Raw genomic sequence first — 14,916 nt, 5'->3', positions numbered from 1 at the left:
GAAAATTTTACATTTATTTCAAACAATTTGCTTGATTTATCGTTTACTTACACCAGTATCATATGTTCTGATTATAGTTGATAGGGAAGGGGATTCTACGACCAAGACATAGCAGGTTAAACCGTTTGTCCTGTTATTATATAGCGCCATAAAAAAGAGACAAAATCTAGGTTGAGAGAAGGGGCTCCTGGGTTCTTTCTCTTTCTTTTACGTTCTGATACATTCTCATGAATAGCGTTTAGCGAACCACCATCCTTATTTTTGGTTACATTGACAGCTGAAAGGTGCATGATTTGTGAATGTGATGCCCTCATAGATGCTCCTGGTTGTGCGAGTGGAGTAGCAATCCCAATGGTATTTACCACCATATTTCCTCCTGAAACACTATGTGGTGTGGCTTCTTCATATACCATTTCTTGTAATTCTACCCAATCTATCGTAAATTCCGCACCCTCTGATTGAATAATCAAATCCACTTGGGTCGTATTCGCATCTGGATAGAAATAGAATTATTGGGTTATAAAAGTAGATTGGGTGAAGAATAACATATGTTTTTGATTTCCTGGTGGCACAATGGAAATCGTTCCTTGTCCTTTGGCACGAACGCGAACACGATACTCTGTATTGCCTCCCTTACTTGGTAAGGTAATGATTTGAGAAACTGTGCTATCCCAATCCGATAATGTCAAGACAGGTTTCCGATTGCTGTCTTGTGGGAAACTCACTGTACCGGCTATATTCCCATTTTGTGCTTGTTAGAGAAACAAACCATTTTGAACAATATTCCGTGCTTGTAGTTGATTCCAAGCGCGCAGAGCGGCTTGATAGATTGCTGCTTTTTGTTGTGCATATGGATCTTGCATCGGGATACCTGGCATAGAGCCTTGTTGAGGAGTACTTTGTTGCAGTACCATTAAGTTCTCCACATTGGTATAATTTACATTTGGTCTGATTGTTCCGCTCCAATTTGAGGAATCATACATGGCATTTAATTGATTTGTAGCCTGCTGTAAGCTCGCATTGATTTGTGTCTGTTGCGCCAAATAGGGTTGCAGCCATTGTTCATCTTGGTGCTGTACTTTTCTTATTTCTGCCACAGTTAGTGGGCGTCCCTCTGTCAAGGAAACCTGACTTATTGTTGCGAATCCATTCGGTGGTACGGTAAAACCAACTGTAATACCTATGTTCGCTTCCGGATGTAGCGCACCTACATCAATCGGATATTGGAAGAAGTTAGGGCTACTATTGACATCTTCTGCAGATGTAGGCAGGGAGGTAGAATAGGCTACATTGACGACTTGATTGACTTCATTTCCATAACGGGAAGTCATAATGTGTAACGAATCCGCCTGTAAGACGAAAACGGATAGATAATAGCGTGTATACGGCTTTAATGCTGATTCCGGTACAGTCTGATAAGCATATGATGGATAGACGAGAGAAGAAGGAGGCAACACCAGTTGACGTCCCCCGTATTGTGAGTCTCTTGATGAGATGAATACTTTGCGTCCAATTTGCCATCCTTCACCTGTAAAACTTCCACTGCTCAATACATTTTTTGATTTAATCAGGCGTTTTGCCTGATTCACTTGTGTATTTAATTCTCGTTATAAAATTCTGAAAACTTCACTTGTTATAAGTTCAATTTCTCTTTTCTTTGAAAGAACACAATTAACAGGCGTTTATGGTCTATACTACTGTTCCTATCGATTATTTGATATTGATGATATAATTCTAAATGTTAGTGGAGGCATAATTAGCTTTTATATTGTTTCCATGATTGCATATAATAAAAAAGGGTCTGTTGCAAAGTTTAAAAAAATAGAGAACGGATTATAAAATGGCGTTTCTGCTTATATATAGCCTGAATCATTTCAATCCCTTTTATGCTTGTCAGCAAATTGAACAAACAACGTAAAAGAACTTCCCTACGCCGTCGCAAGCAAAAAGGAAGTTCTAAGAAATACTTATACCTTAATTTTATACTTATATTATAGCATCTGCAAAATCAATTAAAAATCCCACTGCCTAATTAGGCAGTGGGATTTTTAGATTACTCATTGTGAAAGTGTAAAGTAAATTATTAATATTCAAAATAAATATTATCAATTTACTTTATTTTATACTCATGACAAAATATAATTACGCTAAATTTTTCTTTCAATCTTTTCCCTAATAAAGATTGAAGCTATTCACAATGTTTAGCTTGAAAAAGGAAAGCTCATTTCTTGTAAAAGAATGAGCTTTTTCTTTACTCTTTTTCATACATATTCTATCATATAGCTTACGATATTACTGCATTATTCTTATGCGGTTTCTTAGGTTTATCATATATTATTATTTTTGGAGAAACAATAAACATATACACTATGTCAAAAACGATGGTTTTTGATAATTATATTTTTTGATAAAATTAACTTCATGAGGAGGTTATGTTTCATACAAAATCATATATACGGCTATGCCAGGGTCAGTACTCAACAACAAGATTTAATTCGTCAATTAGATTTACTAAAAACTTGTAATTGTACGGAAATTCTTACAGAAAAAATGTCTGGAACAAAAAACGATCGACCGGAATTGTTGAGGTTAAAAGATAAAATTAGAATAGGAGATACTATAATTGTAGAAAGTTTTTCACGGTTAGGGAGAAGTACCGAAGACTTAATTGAATTAGTAGAGTATTTTGAACAACAAGGTGTAAAGCTAATTAGTTTAAAAGAAAACTTTGATTCGAACGCGACTTAATCGTTCAACGAACGAGGGAAGGTTTGGAAAGCTCTAGAGCTAGGGGAAGAAAAGGTGGCCGTCCCAAGGTAAAAGAAAAATACATTGAAAAAGCATTAAATCTATATGCCTCTAAAGAATATAGTATTATTGAAATAGTTGCTATGTCTGGAATTAGTCAAGCTACTTTATATCGCTACATAAAAGAAAAAGGGATAAGAGATAAGGTACATCCTATTGAAAAAGAAAAAATAGCCAAAATTAGAATGTGGCTTAGAATAGAAAATAATAATAAATTTGTTAGGGGAAAAAGCAAGGTACGAAAAGAAGTGGAGCAATATCTCCGATATGATTTTAATATGGAAATGAACGCATCTAATGAATATGTATTTTTCGTTCCCTACAAAGATATTGATGATCTAACAAAACAGGTTGAAGATATTATCTGTGAGATTGCAAATACCGCTGATTGGAGAAATTGTTTCATTGAAGCGGATACATATTGCGATGAATTAAACTTGTATTGGTGAAATATTTTAAATGGTTTATCCTGCATGAATAGGCAGTTGATCCCCCACTTCAAAACTCAACGGAAGCAAAGAAGTTCGGTAGGGATTAACTGCCCGTAAAAGCTCTAATGGTTCAACTAATAATCAGTAGGGAATGAACACATGAATACAAAACTCTTACTGATTAGAGGTTCACTTTATTGGTATTTCTTTAAAAGATAGGAGAACTAATATTGACTAAGAAATTTAGATTATCAAATGAAGAGGAAAAACAATTCAATCAATTTCTTACAACAGATGATTTTGCAGAAATATTAGCAATTATTTGGAGATATGGATCTAAACGAAAAGGGTATTTTTCTATCAGAAATAAAAAAAAAGAAATTCCAGAGCGATTTCGTGAATTAGTTGTAAGAAGTAATTCTGTAAGATACTGCAAGAGAGAACGTGAAGGGAAAGTTAATTTTTGGGAAATCGGGATAAACGAATGCCATCCGCTTGTGAAAAAGATCGAGGAAATGAACTGGACGCCAATTTCAGAAAAAAATCGAACCTTTCCCAAAGGGACTTTTAACGAAAAAGTGTTTGTAGCGACTTATATACGCTTATTACATGATTTAGGAACTGTACATGGCCAAGATAAAGGAAAACTATATAAACGTGCGCGATTACGCATACATGGATCTGTTGATGTATTGAACAACATAGCCCGTGTGTTACATCGTGAATTAGATGTAGGTTTAAAACGCATACAAACAGACGGGAAAATACCGCAAGCAAAACAAATTTATTATCAATCCAAAAAGGAAATTCCATTAATACTGGAGTTTGCGGGAGCAATCGAATCTTTACATAGATTTTATAATTTTCGCCTCGGTTATATCTGTACAAATGAATCAAAGAAAGTATAGGGCTTATGGTATTGCAAATAAAAATGTGTAGGAAAGGCTTATATCAAGATGATATTGTATCCCTGGTTCTTCTCCCAGGGATACAGATGTTCCTTCAATAAAAGAGCATGATAAAGATACATAAGAAGTAAAAGGAAATATCTCATTGCTGAAATCCACATTATTTGCTATACTAACAGAGCTTTCGAATAGCGTTTTACTTGTTCTAGACGAGTATGTACTTGCTGACAAAAAGACTTGGTGTATCCAAGTCTTTTTGTTTTTTATAGTTAAGTGTAATTAGTATCAGAATGAAGATATTTTCATTCCTTCCTCAAAAAGGGGCAGGGCAACGATTCCTTCTTTTTGTGGCTATTTTTGTGATTTGAACCATAAGTTTGCCGTTTCGGCAAGTTTATGGTTCTTTTTGTTTGCGGCAAACTTATGCTTCCAGGATTTGAAGAATATTTTTAATGTCGTTTTTAAATAAATTCAAGATGTTTATAAAAAGACTAAATGTTTTGTCCACTTTGATCTGTCTATCTAGAGAGAGGTTTTTATAGCTAAAAGAAAATCTGAACTGAAAGGTGAATAAAGAAACTGGTGAGCAACAATAAAGTTACTCCACTAAAAGTGGCAGATTCTTGAATAAGCAGGAAAATTTAAGGGCATATATCTTCAAGAAAGAGAAATTCACTTTTTATTGAAATAAAGGATTAATAACCAGAGAAATAATACATTTCAATACAACTATTATTCAGTTCATTTCATTACAGGATAAATTCGATTTTTAAAACAGTATAGCTACCATATTATTCAATCCTAAATATGTAGTTTGTATATCTTAACTTATACTTAATGATTCTAAATTAAAACGTTGACATAGTCCACTAAATATTTTATTATTTGTTGACATAGTCCACAAAAGAGGGAGGGATATTATGAACCATAATGAAAATATTGTTAGTGATATAAGGCGATTTAATCGATTTTATACGAATATACTGGGTTTGTTAGATAAGCATGTATTTAATGGTGAATATTCTTTGACGGAGTCTCGGGTAATTTTAGAGATTGGTTTCATGGAAGAATGTATCGCAAACGATTTAGTCGAAAAACTAGATATTGATCGCAGCTATATGAGTAGAATAATTGCAAAGCTTATTAAAGATGGTCTACTAATTAAGGAAAGTTCGACGGTTGATAATAGAACAAGTCTGATTCGATTGACACCAAAAGGGACTGCTTTTTTTAATCACTTAAATGAAAAATCTAATGAACAAATAGTGAAATTACTACAGGGGCTGTCACAAAAAGAAATAGAAGAAATACATGTTTCTATGTTGTTGATTGAAAAGAAATTAAATAGAATTGAGGAGGATATGAATGATACGATTTGATAATGATTATGCAGAAGGTGCCCATGGGCGAATTTTGAAACAATTAGTTGAATCTAATGAAGAGCAAACACCTGGATATGGTATGGATGAACATTGTGCAAAAGCGAGAGTATATATTAAAGAAGCATGTGATACAAAGAATGCAGATGTACATTTCCTAGTTGGAGGAACACAAACAAATACAACAATTATTGCTTCTATATTACGTCCGCATCAAGGGGTAATTTCTGCAATTACCGGTCATATTGCAGTACATGAAACCGGAGCAATTGAAGCAACTGGTCATAAAGTGCTTACTTTGCCGAGTGATGACGGGAAAATTCGTGCAGAACAGGTAAAAGAATTATATGATGCCCATTGGAATGATGCGACTCATGAGCATATGGTACAGCCGGGCTTAGTATATATTTCTAACCCAACAGAGAATGGAACAACTTACAGTAGATCCGAATTAGAAGAATTAAGCAAGGCTTGTCGGGAATGTGGTTTGCCATTATTTATGGATGGAGCTAGATTAGGATATGGTCTGGTTTCCAAAGGCAATGATTTATCCTTAGCAGATATCGCATCACTTTGTGATGTTTTCTATATTGGAGGAACGAAAATAGGAGCATTGTTTGGTGAAGCAGTAGTCATCATTAATGATGCTATAAAAAATGATTTTCGATATATAATCAAGCAAAAGGGAGGACTATTGGCCAAAGGGAGATTATTGGGAATACAGTTTAAAACTTTGTTTGAAGACGACTTATACTATGATATTTCCAGACATGCTGTGGAAATGGCGATGATGATCCGAGAGGCATTTGTTGAAAAAGGATTTTCATTAAGGTACGATTCCAAAACAAATCAACAGTTTCCTATTTTGCATAAAGATGTAATAACGAAATTGAGCCAAAAATATTCCTTTGCCATTTGGGAGAAAGTCGATGAAACGCACAGTATTGTCAGATTTTGTACCAGTTGGGCTACAAAAAAGGAAAATGTAGAAATGTTGATAGAAGATATTAAAAAATTAGAATCGCGATTTGCGAATGAGTGTATTGATTTGAATCAATAGTTTATCAGTTAAAGGAAGATGCAAAGTGTCAACAAAGGAATTATATGCTGAGAATAGTTATATTAAAGAATGTAAAGCGCAGATTGTTTCAGTAAATGGAAATTTAATTACATTTGACCAAACGATTTTTTATCCAGGTGGTGGTGGACAACCTTGCGATCAAGGGACTATTAAACAGGGAGATGAAATCTACGAAGTAGTAAATGTTAAAAAAATAGATGGTGAAATCGTTCATGAATTAGATCGTCCATTGCAGCACTTAGAACAAGCAGTCATCATGCATATCAACTGGTCTTGGCGTTTTCAAAACATGCGTTATCATACGTTATTACATGTTATTTCTGGTTATTTATTTCAACATTACGGTGCTTTAGCTACAAGCAGTCAGATTGAAAAGGATTATGCCAGATTAGAGCTAGCGTTTTCTCCTGAAGTTATAGAAGAAATACAGTTTGAGGAATTAGAACAATCAATATGTAGGATAACTTCTGAACATCATGATGTTCAGATAAAAACGATAAGTAGAAAAGAAGCTGAGCAGAAAGTAGGGAGTATTAAGACAATTATTAACTTACTTCCAGCTTCTCTTAACGAAGTACGATTAGTTCAAATTGATGATATTGACGAGCAAGCATGTGGTGGAACCCATGTTAGCAAAACAACTGAAATTGGCGACTTTTCCATTATTAAAATTCAAAACAAGGGCGCCACAAAAAGAAGGTTGAAAATTCAGCTTAACTAACAGCTTCTTTTTTTATTGATTGCATCATTTATTGTTTAAATGTCATCAGTGTTTATAAAAAGATTGTTCGGTGTTTTATTTGTTAAAACTTAATTATAAACCCTTATTACACAAAAGAGTGCGATTGTTGAGCAAACACAGGTAGAAAAACGATTAAAATTTCTTATATAAATTATTTACTAGCAACAAATAACCCAAGCATTTTTGATCAATTTTTTTCAAAATGTTTGGGTTTCTTCTGTTGAATGGTCTTTTTTTGTAGCATATTTTTGATTAAAATCTATTACAAAGTACCAGGATTCACGGCAAGTTTATGGGTTAATAATTAATCCATGGCAAAGTTATGATTCCATGTTCTTTGAACAATTAGATAAATATCTTCTAAAAAAAGTAAATTCCGGCAAGTTTATGCTTCCAATTGCGGCAAACTTATAGGTAAAGTGACAATTTTTATTTAATTTGCAGCTTGTAATCCATTAGAAGAAATGGCCATATCAAATTGGATATCGGGTGGTTGACGTCTATCGTCCAATCCATATTTCCCGAATCGATTTATATGGAAGGTAAGGTATGGACTTAAATCAGATAGTACTTCTTCGTCTAATTCATTTCCTTCTTGAATATATTCATGCAAGATACGGGTAAGTTGAAAGACGTTATAAAAAATGATACAATTTGCAATTAAATGATTGTATTTTATAATTTTCCGTTGTTTTTCCCGGTGATTTTCTGCAATAATTCCATCTCCCCCGAAGAATAACCATTTTGTAAACCCATTAAATGATTCGCTTTTATTTGTAGCCGCTTGAATGGTACTTCTTAACTCTTCATCTGATAAATATTTTAATAAAAATAGTGTACGGATTGCACAACCTAATTCACGAAATGCTTGATATAACTTGTTTTTCTTGCTATATGCACTGAGTTTATTAAGAATAGTAGAAGGATGAATACGTCCCATTTTAATTGACATCACAACACGTAACATATCCTCATAATGATCTTCAATTATGTTCCAATTTACCGAAGTTGTAAATAACTCATTAATATGCTGATAATTAGAGTCGTTATGCGGCCTTAATAATTTTAAGTTTTTCCAATTTCGAATCCGGGGCATAAGTTGGATTCCTAATAAATAGGATAATCCAAATATCGGTGCATTTTGTCCTTGCGTATCAGAATGTAGTGTATTGGGTTGAATATCAGACTGATTTTTCATCAGAATATCCAAAATATAAACACCTTCCCAGACACCACAAGGTATAAAGTGACTGAATAAGGCGATATAATTATCTGAAACATGGTAATATCCAATCCCACCATATCCACCGTAACGAATATGATTTTCAGATAATAAATTTTGTTCATAGAGATCCCACTTTGTTCCATCAGCCGACGCACTATTTCCAGTTCCCCAATATTTCGGTAGATTAAATTTATTATAAGCATTAATTAACCATTCAATAGCTTTCTGGATAGTGTCTTCCGTAATGTGTCGTTCATTAATCCAAGAAATTTGCCTTCTATCCACTGTACCAAGGGAACGAGCTGCTTGAGTAGGACCTAAATTACAACCATAACAAAAAGCGGTTGTTAGATAACGTTGAGATGGTTTAGCAATTTTGGCATCATAACCAGAAATAGGACCAAAAAATCTTGTCCAATTTAACCAATACTCTGTGTCACTCAACAAATCTAAAACATTAATAGGTACCATTTTCTCTTCAATTCGTTTTCTAACAGCCTTTAATAACGGTGATATTTTTTTCTTTTTTAATTTTGTTATAAAAGGTTCTCCATTTCGAATGATAACAGCTTTATTTTTTGGAAAAGAAGTATCTACTTTTTTCGCAAGTGCTTCAAGCTTATCATACACTTGTTTTTTAAATTCCCCAGCTGTTGTTGGAAGACCTGCTTGTTCACAAAACGTATGTAAGTTTTGGCGATATTCATCCCAAGATATTAATTGCTCTCGATAATCAGCGTACTGTTCGCTACCTTCAATACATAAATCTCTAGATTTCAATTCATTTCTAACTTGATAAAATACACAAGCTTCAAAGTGTCTTCTATTAATTTTATTTGGATATACATTTTTTCTACGATTAGAGCTAATCCAGCGCCACCAGCCTTCAGGGATCCAGGTTAAATCAACAAGAGGAACTGATTCTAAATCATTATGCATTCCATTCTTACGGGTGTAGATAGTTGAAATCCATTCAGATTTTTTATGTTTATTCTTTAATAGGAAAGAAATTGCTTGTCCTAGGCCTTTATTTTGTGTAGTTGATTTAAACCTTAATGACTCCAACATCTTAATTAATTCAGAACGATTACTTTTTAAATATTTCCACATAAAAGAATAATAGTTATTTCCAGTATAGGCTAGGTGTTCTTCACAGTTCTCTAGAATTTGTTGCCCACGATTTCCACCAATTAGTGTTTCTAATAATTGTAATCGTGTTTCAGAAGAACCTTCTAGTTGATAAGTAGTGATGGTATCACGTAATGTCGTAATGAGTTCGTCTGTTTGTTTTTCTCGTTTTTCTTTCAAAACATAGAGAGCTCTTTCCGCTTTATTTTCAGCTTTAGCAATTCGCTTGATAAACATCGTTCCTATATCATCAATCGTTTTGGCGTATTGAACATGTAATAAAGCTATAGTTAGTGTATATCGTTTATGTTGTTCCAGTTCTTTCATACGGGCTGCATCTAATGTTTTTGCTTCTGCAGCTAATCTTTCTATTTTAGCGGGCGGGATAAATAGCTTTTGAAAAAAATTACTTCCCAGCTGTCGGTCACTCATCCAGTTTTTCCGTGCAACCCATGTCTTGATTTGTTCTAGTGTAGGACGGCCTGGCTCTCGTTTTATCGCATACCAATCAGAATAAGTAGCTCCATCAATCTGTTGAAAGAGTGTATCTATTTTTTCTTTTTCTTCATTACTTAATGAATCTGCAACTCGTTTATATAGAGTACGATAAGCCATACTATGGATATGGTCTACAGATTTTACTAACGTCTGAAATGCTGGTAATTCATAACTATGTTTGATTAATTCATCAATCGCAATATTCACAAGATCACTTTTCGCATCTTTCTCTAACACTGCGTTTTCTATTGCTTTTAACATAATTTGACGGGCTTGATTATCAAATACTTTTGCTTTTCGATAATTCCGAATCATGGTGATTTGACGTTTTCCGGTTCCCGTCCGATGATAAGAATTCCATTTTTCATTACCAGAAAGAGCAATATTAGATGTTCTAGCAATATGCTTAATAATGACAAGGGGAACATCTGTAATGGGAATAAAATAGTTTAAACATTGAAAAGTTTTTAACAAAATTAAAAAGTTTAAATGTGAAAATGGATTACGAGAATGTGTTCTCGTCCAATGTAATTCTTTTAATGTAGGCGAAAATAGCTTATCTAGTTCTTTGGTTGTAAAGTTACTCTTTAATCTTGGATAAGCTGTTTCTTGAACAGTAAGCATGTTGCGGCTCCTTTCTTATGGTAGCGGATTTTGCAATCCCTCGAGATGAAATTTTCATTTCAAATCGTGTATTTTCCTATATAAAGAGGACCTAGATACATTTGTAATTTCACAAATTTGTTTGACTGTCATATTTCCTTCTTCATAAAGCTTCATTGCATAATTCATTCCTGCATGCTTTGTATGATACTTTTTAACTCGTCCTTGATACTTTCCCTCCTTTTTGGCAAGCTCAATTCCCTCACGTTGACGCATACGAATTAAGTCACGTTCCAATTGGTTGACGCCGCCCATTACTGTCATTAAGAAATGACTGTATGGATTTTCTTCAGATAAGTCCAACCAAGTATCTTTTAAGGATTTTAAATTTGCCTTTTTATTTTTTATGTAATCCACTAATTCAAATAAGTCTCTCGTACTACGGGTAATTCGAGTTAAGTCTGTCACATAAATTGTATCACCTTCTCTAAGATCAGTTAGCATATTTTGGAGTTCAGGTCTATCCTGTGTAGCACCTGATAATTTTTCTTCATATATAATATCTATTCCAATTTCCTTCATTTGTTGTAGCTGTCTCTTAGGGTTCTGATCAACAGAACTTACTCGTACATAGCCTATTTTTCTCATATTCTACTCTCCTATTTTGAAACAAGTCATATGGGACACTCTAAAGTACCATTATATCAGAATCAAAAGAACATCCCGATAGGGTGTACTCTATTGGGATGTTTCTGTGATTATTTAATAAAAAGAGATAGAGTGAAAATCATGTACGAAATACATGTAAGTAAAACCAGAAAGAATATAAGCTTCGTATGAGATACATATCGTTCTATTCTTTTTCTCATCTCAATTAGTTTTATTTTTGCAACTTAGAAGGATCAATTAGAATTTGTTCCTTCCAAGATCCGGCTAGCTTTCCAATTTTATTTATATTTACATCTAATGTAAGTGGCTGCTTGAAGGAATCTTTTCCCTCAGGACCTTCCACAAATGTAAGGACACTTTCTGGTCGATCTTTATCACGAATACCTACATGTTCTAAATCTTGCCCTGCCGCTTTTAGCTTGAATGGTAAGCCATTTTCTCCTTGAATAAATGGTAATTGTGAGAAGCTACCATCTTTTCCGTAGTACTCTGGGTTTTCCTCTTGTTGTCCATTTTCCTTGCCTTCACTTTTAAGATTTAATCCCGTTGTATCAAATTCATACGGTACTAAACTTCCATCTGCTTTTTCAATTTTATAATGAACAGATATACGTGAATCTGCCACATATAATTCTTTGAAATGTACCGTAACACCTTGATCTGTGATTTTCTCATCAATCGGAATGTATTGGCCATTTTTCATCATATCTTGTGTGACACCATTTTCATCTTGCATACCTTCATTTACAACCTTATCATTTGAAACTTCATTCGAAAAATAGGAAGCAACATTTGTCGCTGCCACTCGTACTTGTGGAATCATAGCTGTTGTGAAAAGTCCAGCTGCAGCTACCGCCGCATACATAAAGCGTTTTGATTTTTTATTCATATTCGTAAACAATCCCTTCTTCTGTTCAGTTTTTTCATTTATATAAGAAACTTTTTCTAGTTTTGTGCGACTTTCAAATGTTTTCCACGCTTGTTCAATATCAATGTTGATATCTTGTGATGAGTGTATAGTTTCATCCTCTAACATGACATGTTCCCATTGATTTAATTTACTAATTTCAAGTAATGTATTTTGGCATACTTCACATGTATCTAGATGCTTTGTAAATCCTTTTCTTTTATGATGAGGAAGCTCCCCATCTATAAACGCTTGAACAAACCCTTTAGCATAACAATTCATTTGTTATGCCTCCTCTACTTGTTTATACATCTTACGAAACTTCTGTTTGGCTCGGGCCAATAGTGTTCCAATAGAAGATATTGTCAATAACGTATTGAAATTCCCTTTTTTTGACGGAATCAAATTCCCTTTTATTAGCGATTTAATGTTGTTGGCTGTATTCCAGCTTTTTGCTTCTCACGAAGCCTATATGAATCTCCCTTGATATTAAATGTTGTTGCGTGATGTAAGAGTCGATCTAAAATAGCTATTGCTAATACTTCATCTCCAAAAATCTTTCCCCACTCTATAAAAGATTTATTTGACGTTACAATGAGTGCTCCCCCTTTTTCATATCGCTTTGAAATGATTTGAAAGAAGATATTGGCACTTAATTCATCAAAGGGAAAATAGCCTAGTTCGTCAATGATAAGAAGATCAGGACGACTCCAACGTTTGATTACTCGATTCAATAGTCCCTTGGTATGAGCCTTCTTACACTCATTAATAAAATCATCAGCTCTCAAAAAAAGTGCTGTATAACCTTTCATGATAGCTTCGCTAGAAAATGCAATTGATAAATGTGTTTTCCCTACTCCTGGAGGTCCTAAGAGTAGGACATTTTCCCCATTATTAATAAAACGGCATGTTAATACTTCTTTCACTCGCTTTTCGCTAATACTAGGTTGAAAAGTAAAGTCAAATTCATGAATTGTTTTATGAAACGGAAGTTTCGCGTGTTGTATTCGTTTCTGTAAAGCTGATGCTTCTCTTTTTTCAATTTCATGCAAAAGTAGGGTGTTTAGAAATTCAGAATATGGTACATTATGTTTAGATGCATCTTCTAAAAGACCATCAATTTGGTCGGCGGTATGATGCCATCCAACTTTGATTAAGCGTTCAATTATAAGCTGAGTGGTCATACAGAATCACTCCCTTCTAATTGTTCATACACTTGAAGAGAACGTTGTTCTACTTCGAGCTCATCGGGTTGAATGTGACGGGTCGCCAAACCTTTTGTTGTCGCATTCAGCCCTTTATAATGTTCAAGGCTTACATGTGTTTCAGTCTTACCTGTAAGAATTGGATGTATTGCGACGCACTCTAATTCATCATATATTTCAAGATGATGATCAAGTGTCTCTTTTATCTTCACTTGTTTGCCCACGAATCGAAACGGTACAGAGTAACGTTTTCCTTGATAAGAGATAAAACAATCCTTACTAACCTCTCGTATTTCCCATTTTGTAATTGGAAAGGCTGGTTTTGTATTAGACTTTCCTAGATACTTTTCCTCGACTTGATATCTTGCGATTGGAGCTTCTTTTGTTGTTCCATTTGGTTTACGATTTGCCGTTTTATTTAGCCAATCCCTGACGTCATCATTTAATGATTCTAAAGTAAATGTATGCTTACGCTGCATAAAATTCTTTTTAAGATACCCTACTACATTTTCTACTTTTCCTTTTGTTTGTGGACGATATGGCTTACACGCCTTCGGCACAATCCCATAATAGGATAGAAAATCTTCGAACCTTCGATTAAATCTAATCTCTACTGGTGTATGTTTAATTACAACAGTTTTCATATTGTCATAAAGGATTTGTTCAGGAACCCCATTAAAATAAGCAAATGCATTCATATGGCATTTCATTAAAGTTTCTAAATCCATACTTGTAGTAAATTCAACATATTTCATTCTGGAGTACCCTAATACCATTACAAACGCGTATACATCTTGTTCTTTTTCGTTAACTTTTATGTTCCCTATGTATCCCCAATCCATTTGAGCCTGTTTACCAGGTGGTGTTTCAAACCGTAAGGTTGCTTGTTTTTTAGGGGTTTGTCGATGAGGTCTGACAAAATCGCGCAAAATGGTAGCCTTCCCTGGGTATCCCATTGATACAATTTCGTCGTATAACACTGCGCAATTTGTAGTACCTTCTTTAATCCTTTGAAGGAGGTATGGTTTATATGGATCTAGTTTACTTGGTTTTTTCTCTACTTTCTTTTTTGATGGTAATGCATCTTGCTGGATATATTTCCGAATAGTTTTTGGATCAAATCCTGTTTCTTCAGATATCGCTTTGATTGTCCATCCTTTTTGATACAATTCTCTGATCATAAAAAATTCCCCAATCTTGACCATAGCTTCTCCACTCCATCATTGTCGTTTTGAAACCATTGTCCGTTATTTTTGGGGAATTTGGAACCGTTGTTATAAAGGATTTTACCACCGTTACTAACAAATAGATATTACAAAAAGCTACATGTTA

Annotated in this window: 12 protein-coding genes and 3 pseudogenes; 6 read left to right on the top strand and 9 right to left on the bottom strand. The window is 34.1% G+C overall.

What is annotated here, in order from left to right; translation table 11 throughout:
* Nucleotides 1–116 precede the first annotated feature (116 nt).
* The 3 genes from F3I02_RS29080 to F3I02_RS29070 are packed head-to-tail and all read right to left on the bottom strand — an operon-like array spanning nucleotide 117 to nucleotide 1,589.
* Entirely contained in the window at nucleotides 117–476 is a 360-nt protein-coding gene (locus F3I02_RS29080; protein ID WP_196477601.1) for a hypothetical protein, read from the bottom strand.
* A 33-nt stretch (nucleotides 477–509) separates the two neighbouring features.
* Nucleotides 510–725 (bottom strand): hypothetical protein, encoded by a 216-nt coding sequence (locus tag F3I02_RS29075; protein WP_196477602.1) that lies wholly within the window; start codon nucleotides 723–725, stop codon nucleotides 510–512.
* Between the two features lie 30 nt (nucleotides 726–755).
* On the bottom strand, nucleotides 756–1,589 hold the full coding sequence (locus F3I02_RS29070; protein WP_196477603.1) for a hypothetical protein: 834 nt from the start codon (nucleotides 1,587–1,589) through the stop codon (nucleotides 756–758).
* A 13-nt stretch (nucleotides 1,590–1,602) separates the two neighbouring features.
* On the opposite strand from F3I02_RS29070, the pseudogene F3I02_RS34225 reads away from it, so the two are divergent.
* From F3I02_RS34225 to F3I02_RS34755, 6 genes and pseudogenes are all read left to right on the top strand, one after another.
* Nucleotides 1,603–1,839, top strand: a pseudogene (locus F3I02_RS34225) (VanZ family protein); the annotation flags it as partial.
* 600 nt (nucleotides 1,840–2,439) lie between these two features.
* Nucleotides 2,440–3,257 (top strand): annotated as a pseudogene (locus F3I02_RS29060) (recombinase family protein).
* Between the two features lie 212 nt (nucleotides 3,258–3,469).
* Nucleotides 3,470–4,147, top strand: coding sequence for a hypothetical protein (locus tag F3I02_RS29055; protein ID WP_196477604.1), 678 nt, complete (start codon nucleotides 3,470–3,472; stop codon nucleotides 4,145–4,147).
* Between the two features lie 917 nt (nucleotides 4,148–5,064).
* Nucleotides 5,065–5,526 (top strand): MarR family winged helix-turn-helix transcriptional regulator, encoded by a 462-nt coding sequence (locus F3I02_RS29050; protein ID WP_196477657.1) that lies wholly within the window; start codon nucleotides 5,065–5,067, stop codon nucleotides 5,524–5,526.
* Nucleotides 5,513–6,586, top strand: a complete 1,074-nt coding sequence (locus F3I02_RS29045) for a threonine aldolase family protein (RefSeq protein ID WP_196477605.1) — start codon at nucleotides 5,513–5,515, stop codon at nucleotides 6,584–6,586. Before F3I02_RS29050 ends, F3I02_RS29045 begins: the two co-directional genes overlap by 14 nt.
* A 25-nt stretch (nucleotides 6,587–6,611) precedes the next feature.
* On the top strand, nucleotides 6,612–7,328 hold the full coding sequence (locus tag F3I02_RS34755) for an alanyl-tRNA editing protein (RefSeq protein ID WP_196477606.1): 717 nt from the start codon (nucleotides 6,612–6,614) through the stop codon (nucleotides 7,326–7,328).
* Nucleotides 7,329–7,782: 454 nt separating this feature from the next.
* On the opposite strand, the gene F3I02_RS29035 is transcribed toward F3I02_RS34755, so the two are convergent.
* The 6 genes and pseudogenes from F3I02_RS29035 to istA form a co-directional block, all read right to left on the bottom strand.
* On the bottom strand, nucleotides 7,783–10,824 hold the full coding sequence (locus F3I02_RS29035) for a Tn3 family transposase (protein ID WP_196477607.1): 3,042 nt from the start codon (nucleotides 10,822–10,824) through the stop codon (nucleotides 7,783–7,785).
* Nucleotides 10,825–10,878: 54 nt separating this feature from the next.
* Nucleotides 10,879–11,451: a recombinase family protein gene (locus F3I02_RS29030; protein ID WP_196477608.1), complete on the bottom strand. Its 573-nt coding sequence runs from the start codon at nucleotides 11,449–11,451 to the stop codon at nucleotides 10,879–10,881.
* A 232-nt stretch (nucleotides 11,452–11,683) separates the two neighbouring features.
* A complete protein-coding gene (locus F3I02_RS29025; protein ID WP_196477609.1) occupies nucleotides 11,684–12,661 on the bottom strand; it encodes a DUF4179 domain-containing protein in 978 nt (325 codons plus the stop codon).
* Nucleotides 12,662–12,664: 3 nt separating this feature from the next.
* Nucleotides 12,665–12,748: pseudogene (locus tag F3I02_RS29020) on the bottom strand (RNA polymerase sigma factor SigX); the annotation flags it as partial.
* Nucleotides 12,749–12,795: 47 nt separating this feature from the next.
* On the bottom strand, nucleotides 12,796–13,563 hold the full coding sequence (gene istB / locus F3I02_RS29015) for an IS21-like element helper ATPase IstB (protein ID WP_196477522.1): 768 nt from the start codon (nucleotides 13,561–13,563) through the stop codon (nucleotides 12,796–12,798).
* Nucleotides 13,560–14,789 (bottom strand): IS21 family transposase, encoded by a 1,230-nt coding sequence (gene istA / locus F3I02_RS29010; RefSeq protein ID WP_196477521.1) that lies wholly within the window; start codon nucleotides 14,787–14,789, stop codon nucleotides 13,560–13,562. The genes istB and istA overlap by 4 nt, the downstream gene beginning before the upstream one ends.
* Between the last annotated feature and the right edge of the window lie 127 nt (nucleotides 14,790–14,916).

The sequence above is a fragment of the Bacillus sp. SRB3LM genome (assembly GCF_015712745.1).
GTDB classification, from domain to species: Bacteria; Bacillota; Bacilli; order Bacillales; family Bacillaceae_G; genus Bacillus_A; species Bacillus_A thuringiensis_K.
Note: the sequence above shows the minus strand (reverse complement) of the source record. Positions and strands in the feature narration are given on the sequence as shown.